The sequence below is a fragment of the Sphingobium sp. LB126 genome (assembly GCF_002795205.1).
GTDB classification, from domain to species: domain Bacteria; phylum Pseudomonadota; class Alphaproteobacteria; order Sphingomonadales; family Sphingomonadaceae; genus Sphingobium; species Sphingobium chungbukense.
Genome location: NZ_NETV01000001.1, coordinates 2,451,727 through 2,466,049, shown reverse-complemented (window position 1 = coordinate 2,466,049; position 14,323 = coordinate 2,451,727). Strand labels below are relative to the sequence as shown.

The 14,323-nt window shown below is 62.3% G+C and carries 16 protein-coding genes, 1 tRNA gene and 2 pseudogenes; 5 read left to right on the top strand and 14 right to left on the bottom strand.

What is annotated here, in order from left to right; all coding sequences use genetic code 11:
* Positions 1-32 precede the first annotated feature (32 nt).
* The 3 genes from CAF53_RS12050 to CAF53_RS12035 all read right to left on the bottom strand — a co-directional run bounded on the left by CAF53_RS12050 (position 33) and on the right by CAF53_RS12035 (position 3,402).
* Positions 33-236, bottom strand: coding sequence for a sigma-70 region 4 domain-containing protein (locus CAF53_RS12050; protein ID WP_100238178.1), 204 nt, complete (start codon positions 234-236; stop codon positions 33-35).
* Positions 229-1,143: a zincin-like metallopeptidase domain-containing protein gene (locus CAF53_RS12045; RefSeq protein ID WP_100238177.1), complete on the bottom strand. Its 915-nt coding sequence runs from the start codon at positions 1,141-1,143 to the stop codon at positions 229-231. Before CAF53_RS12045 ends, CAF53_RS12050 begins: the two co-directional genes overlap by 8 nt.
* 471 nt (positions 1,144-1,614) lie before the next feature.
* The gene (locus CAF53_RS12035; protein WP_100238175.1) at positions 1,615-3,402 is read right to left on the bottom strand and encodes a ParB/RepB/Spo0J family partition protein; all 1,788 of its coding nucleotides are present in this window, start codon (positions 3,400-3,402) and stop codon (positions 1,615-1,617) included.
* 432 nt (positions 3,403-3,834) lie between these two features.
* Here CAF53_RS12035 and CAF53_RS12030 point away from each other — a divergent pair, with 432 nt between their 5' ends.
* Entirely contained in the window at positions 3,835-4,731 is an 897-nt protein-coding gene (locus CAF53_RS12030; RefSeq protein WP_100238174.1) for an HNH endonuclease, read from the top strand.
* A gap of 95 nt (positions 4,732-4,826) precedes the next feature.
* Positions 4,827-5,027, top strand: a complete 201-nt coding sequence (locus tag CAF53_RS12025) for a DUF5818 domain-containing protein (RefSeq protein ID WP_157801255.1) — start codon at positions 4,827-4,829, stop codon at positions 5,025-5,027.
* 52 nt (positions 5,028-5,079) lie between these two features.
* Here CAF53_RS12025 and CAF53_RS12020 read toward each other — a convergent pair whose 3' ends face one another.
* The 4 genes from CAF53_RS12020 to CAF53_RS12000 form a co-directional block, all read right to left on the bottom strand.
* Positions 5,080-5,379 carry a CcdB family protein gene (locus CAF53_RS12020; RefSeq protein WP_100238172.1) on the bottom strand — a complete coding sequence of 100 codons (300 nt, stop codon included), beginning with the start codon at positions 5,377-5,379 and terminating at the stop codon, positions 5,080-5,082.
* Positions 5,379-5,630 carry a type II toxin-antitoxin system CcdA family antitoxin gene (locus tag CAF53_RS12015; RefSeq protein ID WP_100238171.1) on the bottom strand — a complete coding sequence of 84 codons (252 nt, stop codon included), beginning with the start codon at positions 5,628-5,630 and terminating at the stop codon, positions 5,379-5,381. The genes CAF53_RS12020 and CAF53_RS12015 overlap by 1 nt, the downstream gene beginning before the upstream one ends.
* Before the next feature lie 38 nt (positions 5,631-5,668).
* Entirely contained in the window at positions 5,669-6,049 is a 381-nt protein-coding gene (locus CAF53_RS28080) for an NADH dehydrogenase ubiquinone Fe-S protein 4 (RefSeq protein WP_242443428.1), read from the bottom strand.
* A 184-nt stretch (positions 6,050-6,233) separates the two neighbouring features.
* On the bottom strand, positions 6,234-6,632 hold the full coding sequence (locus tag CAF53_RS12000) for an Hsp20 family protein (protein WP_242443481.1): 399 nt from the start codon (positions 6,630-6,632) through the stop codon (positions 6,234-6,236).
* Here CAF53_RS12000 and CAF53_RS11995 point away from each other — a divergent pair.
* Positions 6,576-7,346: pseudogene (locus tag CAF53_RS11995) on the top strand (IS256 family transposase); the annotation flags it as partial. The gene CAF53_RS12000 and the pseudogene CAF53_RS11995 sit on opposite strands and share 57 nt — an antisense overlap.
* A gap of 686 nt (positions 7,347-8,032) precedes the next feature.
* On the opposite strand, the gene CAF53_RS11990 reads toward CAF53_RS11995, so the two are convergent.
* A complete protein-coding gene (locus CAF53_RS11990; RefSeq protein WP_100238170.1) occupies positions 8,033-8,218 on the bottom strand; it encodes a hypothetical protein in 186 nt (61 codons plus the stop codon).
* A gap of 13 nt (positions 8,219-8,231) precedes the next feature.
* Positions 8,232-8,621, bottom strand: a pseudogene (locus CAF53_RS11985) (gamma-glutamyltransferase); the annotation flags it as partial.
* A 332-nt stretch (positions 8,622-8,953) separates the two neighbouring features.
* On the opposite strand from CAF53_RS11985, the gene CAF53_RS11980 reads away from it, so the two are divergent.
* Positions 8,954-9,289 (top strand): hypothetical protein, encoded by a 336-nt coding sequence (locus CAF53_RS11980; RefSeq protein ID WP_100238168.1) that lies wholly within the window; start codon positions 8,954-8,956, stop codon positions 9,287-9,289.
* Between the two features lie 38 nt (positions 9,290-9,327).
* Here the strand turns inward: CAF53_RS11980 and CAF53_RS11975 are convergent, their stop codons facing one another.
* From CAF53_RS11975 to CAF53_RS11955, 5 genes are all read right to left on the bottom strand, one after another.
* On the bottom strand, positions 9,328-10,203 hold the full coding sequence (locus CAF53_RS11975) for a 3'-5' exonuclease (RefSeq protein ID WP_100238167.1): 876 nt from the start codon (positions 10,201-10,203) through the stop codon (positions 9,328-9,330).
* Positions 10,200-10,922: an RES family NAD+ phosphorylase gene (locus CAF53_RS11970; protein ID WP_100238166.1), complete on the bottom strand. Its 723-nt coding sequence runs from the start codon at positions 10,920-10,922 to the stop codon at positions 10,200-10,202. The genes CAF53_RS11975 and CAF53_RS11970 overlap by 4 nt, the downstream gene beginning before the upstream one ends.
* Complete coding sequence (locus CAF53_RS11965) at positions 10,919-11,332, bottom strand: MbcA/ParS/Xre antitoxin family protein (RefSeq protein WP_100238786.1); 414 nt, start codon at positions 11,330-11,332, stop codon at positions 10,919-10,921. Before CAF53_RS11965 ends, CAF53_RS11970 begins: the two co-directional genes overlap by 4 nt.
* Positions 11,333-11,408: 76 nt before the next feature.
* Positions 11,409-12,623 (bottom strand): integrase arm-type DNA-binding domain-containing protein, encoded by a 1,215-nt coding sequence (locus CAF53_RS11960; RefSeq protein WP_100238165.1) that lies wholly within the window; start codon positions 12,621-12,623, stop codon positions 11,409-11,411.
* A 165-nt stretch (positions 12,624-12,788) separates the two neighbouring features.
* Positions 12,789-12,864: transfer RNA gene (locus CAF53_RS11955), tRNA-Thr, on the bottom strand.
* 183 nt (positions 12,865-13,047) lie between these two features.
* On the opposite strand from CAF53_RS11955, the gene CAF53_RS11950 reads away from it, so the two are divergent.
* Positions 13,048-14,322: a hypothetical protein gene (locus tag CAF53_RS11950; protein WP_046763486.1), complete on the top strand. Its 1,275-nt coding sequence runs from the start codon at positions 13,048-13,050 to the stop codon at positions 14,320-14,322.
* Position 14,323: the final 1 nt, after the last annotated feature.

Below are 14,323 nucleotides of genomic sequence, written 5' to 3'. Positions count from 1 at the left end.
CCCTTACGGCTGGCAAGGCGATTTAGCGCCTCCTACAGCATGTGGCGGGCAATGATCCGGATGGCCCGGAGCATGTGCCGCCGCACCTGCCAGAGAAACAGGCCCTCCCGCTCGGCAATCTCGGCATAGCTCAGCCCCTCGACGCGGTTGGCGACAAAGATTCTGCGGGTCCGGGCAGGCATCCGCGCCAGCGCGGCCTTGGCGCGGGCAAGCTTGTCCGCATCAGTGTCAGCCATGGTCCCCTCCCTCGTCGCTGGTGAAGGCAAGGAGGAAATCGGCGGCCTTGCTGGCCTGACTGGCGGCGCGGAAGATCGCCTTGCTGTCCTCGCGCAGGACCGACAACCATGCCCCCAGATAGTCGGCATGCCGCACGGTCGGTACGATGCCGAGTTCCGCGCACAGGAAGGCGCTGGCCATCTCGGCGATCAGTTCCTCCCGCGCATAGGCGGGACTGCCAAAGCCGCTATCGGGCAGACGGTCGAGCCGTGATCGGTGACCGGTCCAGTGCCCAAGCTCATGCAGGGCGGTGCGATACCAGTTGATCGGCTCATGGAAATGTTCGGGCCGGGGCACGCGGATATAGTCTTCCTGCGGGGCATAATAGGCTTCCCCGCCGCCGATGCGGATATCCGCCCCAGTCGCGCCGATCAGCGCCACCGCGCGGGGAATGATCCGCGCCTTGTTCCATGTTGTGACGGGGGCGGTTGCCATCTCATCCAGCCCCTCGCACTGGTCGAGGTTGAAGACGGTGAAGCGCTTCAGAAAGGCGATCTGTCGCGGCTCGCCATCCGGCCCGGTCGGGATGTCATCGCCGGACTTGGGCGTGAAGCGATCCGCGTAACAGACGGTCGTGCCCTGCTCGCCCTTGCGGACATTGCCACCCAGCGCCTGCGCCTGCCGGTAGGTCAGCCAGCGCTGCGAGCCGTAACCCTGCTCGAACAGCCGGTGCCAGAGGATCAGCACGTTGATCCCCGAATAGCGTCTGCCGGTTCCGGCGTTGCGCGGAAGCCCCAATGCTGCCTTGCCGTCATCCCACGGCCGCACCCAAGGCAAGGTGCCTTCCTCGATCTGCGCGATGATGCGATCGGTCACCTCGCTATAGAGGGTGAAGCCAGTCCGCTGCGATCTGTCCTGATAACCCATTTCTTCCTCCTTCCCGCATCGCACCGGCCGCCGGAACGGCGGGGGTGGGCGGCAGGAGCGAACCGGCAGTCCCACCGTCATGAGGCGGGCAGCACCCGCAGGGCCGCAACGAAGAGGAGGAGTTGGGGCGAAGCTCCGGCTTGCGGCTCGCCGCGGGGGACTAGAGGGCAGCGACGCCCACCCCCGCCGCGCCGGAGGCCGATCAATCAAATACAGACCAGACGCCACTGCGCGAGGCGCGCGGTGTCCGCGACCAGGCCCTTCGCGCTGCCTGCAGCAGCGCTCCGCATCATTGATCATGACCGGGCGGAATTATCCGAGGTCAGCCATCCATCGGCCTGCCGTATCATCCTGAATCCCGCCCCTCAGCGCCGGGCGGCAAAGCCGACCGGCGCGAATTTCGATCCGCCCTCGTTGATCTGACCGCGTGACAAGGCAGGCGGCAGTACCCCACCGCCTGCCCCATCGATCTCAAGCAGCCTGATGAACCGGCTCTTCCTCGAACGCCTCCGCGCCCGTTGTGCGTTCCGCCGATGCTTCGCCCTCGTCCGGGCTTTCCGTCTCGAGAAGCGGAGCCACCACCTCCCACCGCTCGACGCTGCCGACCCCGCCCCGCTCGGTATAGGCTGACGGCGGAAAGGCCATCCAGCGCGGCACCCAGCCCTCCCGCTTCTCCCGGCCATTGGTCCCGGCCAGACAGTCGCGCAAGATCTGGCGCTGCACCTTGGCGGTCGTCCCGGTGTTGGCGGTTGCGGTTTCCCTGCCCGCCACATCGGCGAGGACATGGCCCATCACCTCCTTGTCGCGGATCATGTCGAGCAGCGCATCGTCGGCCTGCCAACATGACGCCATGTCCACCTCAAGCTGAACGCCCAGCAGTTCGACCAGCGCCGATCCGGCTTCCAACGTCTCGCCCATGACGATGGCGAGGATGCCCATCACCATGGCGTCGTCGAGATCGAGCAGCCGGAGATAGAGCGGGATCATCTCCCTGTCATAGCCATGGCCGCTGACGGTCGGCGTTTCGGGATCAAGGCCAAGCAGGTCGAGCGCAATCCGCCGCTCCTTGTCAAAGCCCGCCTCCGACGCGCAATTCTCGACACTCTCGGTGATCGCATCACTTGCGCCTCGCTGGGAGGCAAGGTCCACCCGCCACAGCGACGACCCGACAATGGCATGGGCCACCATCAGGCGCAGGGCGATGGCTGGGGCATCGGCGAGCTTCGCCCGCACGACGGCGTGACGATGCAGGTCCACATAGCTGGCCAGCGGCGCGGACAGTTCGGGCCGGATTACTTTCTCGACGCTGCTGCCCTGTTCCAGCCTGCGCGCCTCCTTGAGGGTGATATAGCCCTCATGGAAACTGACGTCGCCGCCATGGCCGATGCTCACATAGACGCGCCCGCCCTTGGCTTTTGGGCAGCGCTCATGCTCCCACGAATGAAAAGCCTCACCCCGCGCCATGACGGCAATATCCTGCCATCCTGCGTCGCGATAGGCCTCGACGCGTGCGGCAACCGCCGCCGCCTGCATCTGCCAGAAGAGATCCGCGTCCGCGAAATAGCTGTGATCGCCGAACAGATCGGCCACGATCCCGCCCTTGTAATCGGCCGAATCGAACAGCGCCTTGTCGGTCGGGATGGCGCTGCCACCCAGCAGCCACGCCTTAACACGATGCCCCATCGGTGGCCGAGCATCCTCGTCGTCCAGCAACGCCAGCCATTCACGCTGCCGGGCCTTGGACGCCAAGGTCAGATGCCGCACGGTCACGGCGTCGATCATATCGCTGCGATAGAGGTTGCGGATGCGGGGCAGAAGATTGCCCAGCGCCAATGTCCGCTTCACTTGCAAAGCGGTCAAACCGAAGGTCAGCGAAATATCCTCCGGCGACCGGCCTTCCTTGACCAGCCGGGTGAAGGTTTCCCAGCGCGTCACCTCGTCGGGATCGAGCCGGGCGATGTTCTCGATGAGCGAGGCTTCCAGCGCCGCCGCATCGTCGCCTGCCTCCATGATCGCGCAGGGCAGCGGTTCGACGCTCCCTTCCTCCTGCGCCACGATCAGCGAGGCATGATAGCGCCGCTTGCCCGCGACAATCTCATAGGTCGTGGGCGATCCGTTCTGCCGCACGATCAGCGGCACCAGAACCCCACGCGCTCGAACGGACGGAAGGATGTTGGTCAGGTCCGGCGCCTTCTTCACGCCCCGCATGTTGGCGGGCGAAACCGAGAGGCAGGCAATGTCTATATGCTTGAGTTCCATGACTGTTACTCCTCTTGCACATACCCGGCCCCGGAAGGCGGAGTGGGCGGCAAGAGCGCACCGGCAGGCCCGGACAAGCGGCGGGCTGCATCCGAACGGACCGCAACGACAAGTGAAGGAGCCGCGCCGAAGGCCGGCTTGCCGCCCGCCGCGACGGGCCTAGAGGGAAGCGACCGCCCACACCGCCTGGCCGGGACCGGCCGACACCATCGCTCCCCAGGCGATGTCCGCATCCGATCCCCCCGGATCGAGCGTCAGCGATCGTCAACCGACAGGGACGAGACGAGCGAAGCTGGCTCGGTGGAGCGCAGCGAAATAGAGCGCGGCCCGAAGGCGACGCCATCAAACTACCCCAAGCAGAACAACTTACTTCTTGTCCGATCCCATGAAGACAGGCCATGAGATGACCATATATCGGGGGATAGTCGGGCCATGGCCTTCGGGGTTTTCATTCATCGTTCGGATTCGATCTATGACGACAGCCCGGCAGAACGCTATCAGTTCCCGTCCCAATATCTCGGCCGACTCTCCGCCTGCATCAATGACTGGATTATCTATTATGAGCCGGTGAAGGTGCGAGGCTCGCGCGGCTACTTCGCCGTCGCCAAAGTTGAGCAGGTGATCCCCGATCCTCAAGCGCCTGGCATGTATATCGCCATGATCGAACCGGGCAGCTATCTCGAATTCGCCAACGCCGTTCCGTTCAGCGGTCCCGATGGTCTCATCGAACGCGGGCTCCTGAACGATGCCGGCAAAATTTCCGGCCGTGCACAATCAGCGGTGCGTCCCATCTCCCCCGCCGATTTCAACCGCATCCTCGATCTTGGCCTTGAAGATCGTGCACCGCTTCTGCCGCGTGTCGATGATCTGGGTCTGCCCTCCTTTCGCGAAGAAGCCATTCCGTTTCTCGCTGAACAGGAGCACATTCGCACGCCAAAACTCATCTCGAGAATTGAGCGGGACCGCGTCTTTCGCCGGGTCGTGCTCCGGGCTTATGATGAGCGCTGCGCCATCACCGGTCTCAAGCTCATCAACGGCGGCGGCCGCGCCGAGGCCGAGGCGGCGCATATCCGCCCCGTCGAGGCCAATGGTCCCGACAGCGTCCAGAACGGTATAGCCCTGTCCGGTACCGTGCACTGGATGTTTGATCGCGGACTCATCAGCCTCTCCGACGATCTCGACATCATGATCTCCCGTCAGGCCAACGACACCGACAGCATAAGCGGGCTGATCAACCGGAGCGGGCGCGCCAACCTGCCACTTCGGCCGATTGATCGCCCCCATCCCCATTTCCTTGCCTGGCATCGTGAAAATGTCTTCAAGCAATGATGCAGGCGGGGATTATGGAGCCACATCAGCGATCTGACATGCACTCCGTCCAGCTCTGGTCTGATCCCAAATATCTGCAAGGAACTGCCGCCCACATGGCCCGCTATCGTCCGATCATATTGGAGGGTCTATTGATCCGCGAGGGACGACAACTCGTCCCGCGCACGGCCGATGGCGGTCAGTGGCGCCTGCTGGCGCTCGGCAAACAGGATCATCTGCTCGGCCGCCATGTGCGCGGCGAGGGCGCGCGCGAGGGCCATGACATTGTCGCGGCTGACAGGACCATAGCCAAATGACACCGGTGCGAGATGTCGAATTCAACCAGCGTCATGACTGCAGACGCTCATCTCAGAAGCCGATGAACAGCATGTCCAGCGCAGCGCTGACAGCGTCCTGCTCTGGGCTGAGTGAGTGTATGATCTCCCCCAATTCGCGAAGGGGAACGCTTGCGGCAAACTGCGTCACCATCATCAGCCGTTCACCCTCCACATCGAAAATCGGGTTCAATCGAATGGCAGGCTTCGGTGCCTCGTCGATCGGCAACAGCGGCACAACCAGACGGGTATTCAGATCACTTAAAAGATCGGCTTGGCAATCCAGGACAAGACAGCCGCCCTGCTTCTGCCGATACACATCGAACTTGGCCATTAAAACCGACGATACTGGCTCAGGGGCAGGCCATGACGATCCACATAGCTGTTCGAACTTTCCAATGCAGACGCATTTTCCTCTTTCCAAAGGCGGCCACGCTCTTTCGCGATCTGCTCGGTCAACCCAACCTCACACGCGCGGGAAATATTGATACCCAGCCGCTTTGCTTCAGCGACAAGCGCGATATCCAGCGACACATTGGTCGGCTTGCGAGCCTGCGTCGCCAAATCATACTGGTGCTTGCCCATCGTAGCCTCCGCAATTTAATGCGCAAATATATGCGCATTCAAACCGCGGCCGTCAACCTTGTCGGCGGCTTCATTCCACACAATGAGCGCTTCTCACTTGGAAGTGCCTTTGCCGGTTCCGGGTCGCTGGCCTCCCGCGCGCAGCCGCTGCTCAACGACCTTCGCGACCGGCTTGGCGAGTCCTGCTCGCTCGGCGGCGCGCCATGGAGCGAGAAGTCCAATCCCTGGCGCCGACAATAGCCCGCTGCGGTCTCCAGATCGGAAAAGCGCAGCTCGATCGTCCCGAGCGGATCGCCGCCGCCGGTCCATCCGGTCAGGGGATCGGCCACGGGCTGCCGGCGCGGCGCGAAGCGCACCCGCCATTGCCCGCGCCCGCCGCGTCCGCCCTGGTTGGTCGCGCGCGGCACCGACTCGATCACGGCTCGCATATCTGTCGGTAGCGCGGCCGCGCTCGGCGCTGACCGGGACGGGCAGCCGGTTTTCCTGCCGGCTCCAGGGAATGAGATCACGAAAAGCCATGATGGTCATCTCCTTTTCTGGCTGGAAGGGGCAAGGCCTGCCGGCCCGCCTGGGGCGGCGCCGGCAAACCTGTTAATCAGGGTATCAGGCCGCTTCGCGGGCCTCATCCCTGTGCGCTTCGATCTGATCCTGGGCAGCCTTGCCGCCGCTGATCTCGATCCGGCGCGGCTTCATTGCCTCGGGCACCACGCGCTTGAGCGCGATGCTCAGCAGGCCGTTCTCGAAGCGGGCATCCCCGGCTTCCACGAAGTCGGCAAGCTGGAAGCGCCGCTCGAACGCGCGTGCGGCAATGCCGCGATGCAGATATTCGCCCTGGCCGTCGTCCTCGGCACGCTTGCCGGTGACGGTGAGCTGGTTCTGCTGGGCCACAACCTCGATGTCCTCGGGGCGGAAGCCGGCGAGCGCCAGCGTGATGCGATAGCTATCGTCAACGCCTTCCTGAACAGGCCGATAGAGGGCGAATTTCCGTACGTTTGGATCGATGCGACGTAAATCAAATCGCGCCAAGGGGGCCGGATCCTGTCGACAGCGACAATAATCGCCGTTGGCGTGAGCACCGACGGTAGGCGTGAGGTGTTGGGCTTCGCCACGGGGCCCACCGAGGCTGAAACATTCTGGAAGGGCTTCTTGCGGTCTCTCGCCGATCGCGGGCTGCGGGGCGTCAAACTCGTCATCGCCGATGATCACAAAGGGCTGCGCGCTGCCGCCAGCAAGGTCTTCCATGCGACCCTGCAGCGCTGCCGAATCCACTGGATGCGCAATGCCCTCGCGCATGTGTTGACCAAGCAGCGGCCTGCGGTCACGGCCATGATCAAGACGATCTTTGCCCAGGAGACCACTCAGGAGGCTTATAAGCAGTGGCAGACAATCGCCGATGCCCTACGCGACCGCGCTCCCAGGCTCGCCGAAATGATGGACGCCGCACGAGAGGATGTCCTCGCCTATACCGCCTTCCCGAAGGACCATTGGCCGCAGATCTCCAGCACGAATCCTCTCGAGCGGCTCAACGGCGAGATCAAAAGACGGTCCGATGTCGTCGGCATCTTTCCCAATGATGCGGCCGTGATCCGGCTCGTCGGCACCCTGATGCTCGAACAGCAGGACGAATGGGCCGTATCCCGCCGATACATGAGCCTTGAAAGTCTCGCGCCAGTCAGCGACAATCCTCTCATCAAGCTGCCCGGCGTGGCCGCCTGATCCAGTCCGATCCTCTAGCGAGGATCCGCGCTGTTACACCAGCCCACGGGGCACGATCAGGCCCGATCGATGGGATCAGGGGCAAGCTCCAACTGATCAAACGCCGATCCGCTATGCACGCCCCGTCTCCCACAAGGAGGCGGGGGTTTTCTTCTGCCCGCGATCTCCCCGTGTCCACAGCTTGGCGAAAGTTGTCTGGACATATTCAGCCAAGCTATGCATTGTTGAGACGCAAGCCTTTGGGTCGCTCCAAGGCCCCCGTCTCCTCGCATGCGCTGGAGGCGGGGTTTTTCATATCAAAAAAATGGCCCGGCAGTTTCCCACCGGGCCAGGAGAAGGTTGGGATAAGCCATCCTTCGGGTCGCACTGGCTGCATAGCGCTGGTGCAGCGATTCGCCTTGCAAAAATTCGACATTAGCCCCACGCGACGGGGCTTTTTTGCTATCAGGGGCGCGCCAGCGCGCTCTGCATGATGCTGGTAGCGGCGCTGAACATGGCATCGACGGCGACGACGCCAAGGATACGCAGCGCGAGGGCGAAAATGATAAGGCTGTACCGCATGGGGATATTATCCTGTCGGCTCGGTCTGAGCGGATTGACAATTCGAATCAGTGCGTTCGGATTGAATCGCTCAGTCGATGAAAGGGGAACGCCCCAATCCTTTCGAACCGGGCGCCGTGAGGCGATTAAAGGCCGTCTTCCAGTTCGCAGCCGCCCGGATCGCTGATTGGGCGTCCGGCTCCATCGGAGGGCGGGAAGGCTGTGTTGATCCCGTCCTCATCGCACTGGCCGCCAGCATCCGCGATCGAGCAACCGGGCCCATTGCTGTCATAGTCCCGCGCCTGTCGCGTCAGTGAAAAGTCGTCCTCCATGTCGGTTGCGTCCTCAAGGATCGCCGTCCATCTGGTCCATGTGATCGATCATCCGTTGAACCAGTCGGCCAAGCTCTGGGCGGGACAGGCTAGGAATGACCGTCAGGAGGGCCGCCAGCCTCGGAACGGGTTGAGGCTGGCGCTTGTCCCTGCGTCGGCGGGTGGTGGGGTTCCCCCATCGATCGACGATCGAGAAATGCGTGGTCTGGGGTTTCTCGAGACCCGGCTGGACCGAAGCGAGCTTCGAAGGATTGACCGAGTCCACCTCGGCGGCGCGGCGCGCGAGATAGGCCGGGTCGGTCAACGCCGCGACCGGGACCTTCATGAAGTCGGGGTCGCCGAGATACTGCGCACGAGCGGCGAACACGCGCTTCTCGATCTCGAGATGAGATGCATATACTGCGGCGAATTGAGTGCGACGTTGAGGGTGTCAGTGTGAACCCACGAGCAGCAATGGGCCAAAAATGGAATTCAGAAACGCAGCATGGCTTCTAAACCCTCACAGAATCCAAAGCCAAATTTAGCCGCATGCATCTTGCCGGACCTTGTCTCCCGACCGACATCGGCCTGTAATTTGCTACCTTCGCTCCTTCACCGCCCGCCACAGCGTCGCGAGACTTGTCAGCACCGCTGCCACTCCAAGAAGAAACGATCCGTCGATAATCATCATTGCCGACTCCTTTTCCGCCCGATATGTTCTCTATTTGTTCTCAAGTAGGAAAGAGGGATTCTGCGATGTGCGTTCTGATCACCCCGATTTCGGATAGTGTTCGGCTGCGGGTTACCGGCGACGTGGAAACGATGCTGGCAGTGCCTTATGAAAATGACGATCGATTTCTGGTTGGCCTGAGCGACGGCACATTGCTGATGGGCTCCTACGACAAGGACATGCGCTGCCGTTGGGAAGTCGCTCGCGATGGCGCGGGCTTCGTTCATTTTGAGGGCAATTCTGCCCGTGTCGAGTGGCGCATCGAATGGCTGACTATCGCGGCATTCGACGCTCGCGTAGTGGAGCCAGGCAACCCGCCGGCATTGCCGCTATTTCCGGACCTTGATCGCTGGGCGGCATGAAACCGGCGAGCGCTCGGCGTCGGGATGCGATCTACGGATTACCTATGTCGCTCACAGGCCGTGACGGGTATGAATACAGGTTCGCCATATCCTCCATAAACGTCAGTGAGCAGCCAGATGCGCTCGGCATCTGCCTCCCCCTGGCCGATGCTCTTCCACCAGAAGCGCAAGGCGGCGTCCCAGCGATATCCCCGCGCCTTCAATCGACCCTTGGCATCGAAAGGCGCATCGACGGCATTTACACGCCAGGTTGGCTGCTCCGAGCAAGCGATCAGTTTTGCGAGGATCGTCTCGCCGTCCGGTAACCCATGCGAAAGCAGATAGAGAAGAGCAAGTATGTCGTTTTCGGCCCGGTGCCCTTCGTAGAACCACCCACATTGCGAAACGAGATGCGCAAGCGCGCGCCCCTCGAAACCGACCTCAAGCCAGTCCAGTTCGGCCATTGAACAAACCCATGGCTTGCCGGCGACGGCCGGCAGGCGACGATCAACAAACGGCCGGTCGAAAGCGGCATTATGGGCAACGATGATTTCAGCCGAGGCAAGTATGTCCACCGCCGCAGCTTCGTCGATCGCCTGATCTGCAAGAGCTTCCTCCGTCAGGCCGGTCAGCATTGTGATCCTGGGGTCCAGCGGCATGGCCGGATCCTCACGCCAGACGCGGGGCGTGCCCACCTGAATGATGCGCCCTCGTGCGTCGAACCGGAAGCGCTGGACAGCCAGCTCAATGATGCGATCCGCATCATGGTTCAGCCCGGTTGTCTCAACGTCGATCGCGACGCCAATCCGGCTTGGGACGAGTGGGGCCGCCTCATGGAATGCGGTGACCGGCATCAGGCGCCGCTGCACGCGGAAGTCAGGATGTGCGCCCAACAATTCGGCCGCATGCGCATGGCGATCATCGACCGCGTTCATGCTGCCTCGACGACCCTGAAGACGGAGCCGCTTCCTGCGTCGCGCACGAGATCAACCCGCCTTCCATCCCAGTGATAGTCCAGATGCCGCCCCTGAACAGGATCGGACGCGCAATCAGGGTAGAAGACAGCGACACATTCTCCACCAGCGTCCCGAACGCTTGGATAAGCAATGCCGTTCGACCCATCGGCGCGCAAGCGCGCCGCGAGTTGCTGCGCCGCTCGATAGCTATCCGCGTCAAGGCAGGCCCGAAATTCCTTCCTGTCGTCACGAAGATCGTGAAGCTCGGCATCGACGTTCATCACGATCTCGCGGAACTGAGACGTCCAGCCCGCAGGCTCGCTGGTCTTTGCCATGAAGGCAGCATGGTGATGGATCGTCTCGAACAGCGCGGTTTCATAGCTGCTCGCCACGTATAGGACGCCAAATTCTCCGCGCGAGAAACGGCTCGGCCGATCCATGCTGACGTGCGTGAACGATGCCATCAGATATGAGGAACCCGCACCTCCAACCCGGCGCCCCGACGGCACTAGATCGATGTTGCCGACGGATGCCATGATGCGCGGGTTCGTCTTCTGCTCCGCCGAAAGCAGTAGGGGCCAGTCGGCAGGGTCCGCAATATCCTCGAACAGGTCGATGGGAGGATAGATGCTACGGATGATCCTGACCGCCCCCTCCCATTCGACCTTGCTGACCGGCGGTTCGGCCGATCTCGTCACCAGCCACCACGCTCCGCGTCGAGATAGCGCCGGACCCGCATGATGTCGGTCAGTTCTCCCCCGATCATCACCTGCAGGGCGCTGGCGCCGTTGAAAGCGATATTGGGGGCCTTGATCCAGTCATATCCGCGCTGCGGCTCCTGAAAGATGATCCGCAAAGCCTTGTGGATGCCCATCAGGTTGGAAAGCCGTGCTAGCCCGTCGCGCGAGATACGTCCCGAACCCTCCGCCTTCCACCTACGGTAGGTCCGCACCGGCATGTCGGTCAGCACAGCAGCCTGCTCATCCGTGACACCCCATCGCGCAAAGAGGTTGAGCGCCGCACGAAATAGCGCACCACCTTCTTCCTGCGAAATCGGCTCTGGCCGGAAAGGGGCCGGAACAGTTTCGATCGGCTGCAACATCGCCATACAGACCTCCATTTGGCATGATATAATTCGTGTTATGCCATTTGGCAATAATAGGGCAATCGGGGGCCGAGAAGGGTCAGGTACCGAACATTGGACGTATCACTTCCGCGCCATCACGCAGCCGACAGAGATAATTCGACCACCATTGCGCCATGCGAACACGCTCATCCCAATGAGCTCCGCGATGGTAAGCAGCCCGAACGCTGTCACGCTCCCGATGCGCCAGGGACCTTTCGATCGCATCAGGATGCCAGAGCCCACTTTCATTCAGAAGCGTACTCGCAGTGGATCGGAAACCATGCGAGGTCATCTCCTCGCCCGTGAAGCCCATGCGCCGGATAGCGATGTTCAGCGTATTTTCGCAAATGGGCTTAAGCCATGTGCTGTTGGCAGGAAACAAATAGTCACCCCGGTTTCCCAACGCCCGGAGATCCCGCAGCAAATCGAGCGATTGCTTCGACAAGGGAAAAACATGAGGCTTGCGCATCTTCGTGCGCTCGGCAGGCACGCGCCATATCGCAGCCTCGAAATCAATCTCGTCCCACTTTGCCTTTCGCAGTTCGCCAGGACGGAGATAGACATGCGGGGCCAGTTGCAGAGCAAACCGCGTTTCAATCCTGCCGCCATAGCCATCGATCGCACGCAGCAGCTCACCAACCTTCTCCGGCTTCAGGATGGCGGCATGATGCTTTACCTTCGGGCTGATCAGCGCACCACGCAGAATGTCGGCCGGGTTGTGTTGCGCCCGTAAGGTTGCCACCGCATAACGGAATACGCGGCCGGAGAATGCACGGGCGCGGGTGGCAGATTCATAATGCTCTTTCTGCTCGAACCGCTTGAGCGCCCTGAGCAATTCATGGGCCGTGATGTCCTTGATCGGCCGATTGCCTATTTTGGGGTCCAGGACGTCGCGAAACCAGCGCATTTTCTTGAGCGTGGCGGGAGCCTTGCCCTCAATCTCCATCTTCGCGATGAATTCGTCCGCCACGACCCGAAAGGTCGTACGGGCCGCAGCCTCGGCCTTCAGCCTTTCCTGCGTCCTGTGCGCAACAGGATCGACGCCCTGCTCAAGATATTCCCGGGCTTCGTCGCGCTTCTCGCGCGCCTCTCTCAGGCTCATATCGGGATAGCGCCCCAGCGCCATTTTCTTCTCGATGCCGTGAAAGCGGAATTTCACCCGCCAGAGCAGCGAGCCATTAGGGTTGACCAGGAGATAGAGCCCGGCGCCGTCGGCGACCTTATAGGCTTTTTCCCTGGGCTTCAGGGTCTTGATCTGAACGGCAGTCAGCATCTGGGGGCCTCGACTCAAGCATGTAATTTAGGCCCCCGGATTTGGGGCCCCCAAATCACCTGGATGCAGGTGGACGCGTGGGGGCCTCACCGGAAAGCCGATGCTCAAGCATAGCAAATTTTTGGCTGATTTTCGAGGGTTTAGGCCCCTTTGGAGGGGCGTTCCTGGTGCCGCTTACGTGACTCGAACACGTGACCCTCGCATTACGAATGCGATGCTCTACCAACTGAGCTAAAGCGGCGTTGGGGCGGCCAAATAACAGCGCTTGGGGCGAAGGACAAGCGCTCAATTCCACTTTCCGCGCCTCTCCCTTGTCCAACCGTATCGGATCATCATTCCTCTCCCGTCTTTACGGCATGTTTACCATCCCGTGTCACTGTCGAGTCTCGAAGGTAAAGCTTTGCCTGGGCTAGGGACTGATTGGATGGACATTCTGCGCGGATATGGAATCGCCAGTGAAGCGGACGATTTCGAGTCCGCGGACGACGCAGCGATCGAAACGCCGCCCCTCATCGGATCGGATGAGCGCCGGATGCAGGTGCGCGCCTATAATTATTGGGCATCGCTGCTGGGCGAGCGCGGCCTGCCCTCGATCGAGGACCTTTCGCCCGAGGACCTGGAGGATTTCGGCCCCTACAGCGTCCTGCTGGACTTCAGCACCGGCCTTGAAAATCCCGCCCTCGTCTATCTCGGCTCCGCCCTGCGCGAGGAATGCGAGATCAGCGGGCCGATCCAGTTCATCAACGACGTCCCCTCGCGCTCGCTGCTGTCGCGGCTGACCGACCATTATCTCCAGATCATCGCCAATGCCGCGCCGATCGGCTTCGAGGCCGGCTTCGTCAACCAGCGCGGCGCGGAAATCCTGTATCGCGGCATATTGATGCCCTTCTCCTCCAACGACGAGACGATCGATTTCGTCTTCGGCGTCATCAATTGGAAGGAAGTCGCAGCCACCGACGTCAGCGCGGAAATCGACCGGGAGGTCGAGGAAGCGCTGCGCACCGCACCCAGCGCGCCGCCGGTCGCCCCGATCTGGGCCGACGGCCCGGCCGCCGACGACGAATTCGGCACGCTCGACCTGTCGGGGATGGAAACGCCCGACGAGGACGCACCGCTGGCCGACTGGCTGGCGCTTGCCCGCGACAGCGCGGAACAGGCCCGCACCAGCGAGGCGCGCAGCCATGCCGCACTCTATCGCGCCATCGGCCTTTCCTACGATTTCGCGCTGGTGACGATTGCCCGGCCGGATGAATATGCCGAACTGCTCGCGAACAGCGGGCTGAAGGTTCAGGCGCGCGCGCCGATGACCGCCGTGGTCAAGCTCGTCTTCGGCTCCGCCTATGACAAGACGCGGATCACCGAATATGCGACCGCGCTGGACCATGCCCGCGCGAAAGGCATCGCGCTCGGCAGCTTCGGCGATTATCTCGCCCACTATGAGGGCGGCCTCAAGGCCCTGGTCCGCGACGAACGCGCCCAGCGCCGCAGCGACGATCCGGCCAGGCCCGACCGGCAACAGACCGCCCGCGCCGCAATGAAGGCCGCCGCCGCGCTCGATCCCTTCGCCGTCGCCACCGACGGGGACGGCCTGGCCGTCGTGATCGCCCGCCGGGAAAAGGACGGCTCGCTCGTGCTGGTCGGCGCCCTGCCCGAGGGATCGGAACTCAGCCAGCGCGCCATCATCGCCGCTGCCAATTGAT

What these genes read in the sequence shown, in the direction of transcription:
- CAF53_RS11960 (WP_100238165.1), bottom strand. Translation starts at nt 12,623, where the DNA reads ATGCTGACTGCCGTTCAGATCAAGACCCTGAAGCCCAGGGAAAAAGCC.
- CAF53_RS11950 (WP_046763486.1), top strand. Translation starts at nt 13,048, where the DNA reads ATGGACATTCTGCGCGGATATGGAATCGCCAGTGAAGCGGACGATTTC.
- CAF53_RS11975 (WP_100238167.1), bottom strand. Translation starts at nt 10,203, where the DNA reads ATGAACGCGGTCGATGATCGCCATGCGCATGCGGCCGAATTGTTGGGC.
- CAF53_RS12020 (WP_100238172.1), bottom strand. Translation starts at nt 5,379, where the DNA reads ATGGCCAAGTTCGATGTGTATCGGCAGAAGCAGGGCGGCTGTCTTGTC.
- CAF53_RS12050 (WP_100238178.1), bottom strand. Translation starts at nt 236, where the DNA reads ATGGCTGACACTGATGCGGACAAGCTTGCCCGCGCCAAGGCCGCGCTG.
- CAF53_RS12025 (WP_157801255.1), top strand. Translation starts at nt 4,827, where the DNA reads ATGGCCCGCTATCGTCCGATCATATTGGAGGGTCTATTGATCCGCGAG.
- CAF53_RS12035 (WP_100238175.1), bottom strand. Translation starts at nt 3,402, where the DNA reads ATGGAACTCAAGCATATAGACATTGCCTGCCTCTCGGTTTCGCCCGCC.
- CAF53_RS12045 (WP_100238177.1), bottom strand. Translation starts at nt 1,143, where the DNA reads ATGGGTTATCAGGACAGATCGCAGCGGACTGGCTTCACCCTCTATAGC.
- CAF53_RS12030 (WP_100238174.1), top strand. Translation starts at nt 3,835, where the DNA reads ATGGCCTTCGGGGTTTTCATTCATCGTTCGGATTCGATCTATGACGAC.
- CAF53_RS11990 (WP_100238170.1), bottom strand. Translation starts at nt 8,218, where the DNA reads ATGGAGGACGACTTTTCACTGACGCGACAGGCGCGGGACTATGACAGC.
- CAF53_RS11980 (WP_100238168.1), top strand. Translation starts at nt 8,954, where the DNA reads ATGTGCGTTCTGATCACCCCGATTTCGGATAGTGTTCGGCTGCGGGTT.
- CAF53_RS11965 (WP_100238786.1), bottom strand. Translation starts at nt 11,332, where the DNA reads ATGGCGATGTTGCAGCCGATCGAAACTGTTCCGGCCCCTTTCCGGCCA.
- CAF53_RS12015 (WP_100238171.1), bottom strand. Translation starts at nt 5,630, where the DNA reads ATGGGCAAGCACCAGTATGATTTGGCGACGCAGGCTCGCAAGCCGACC.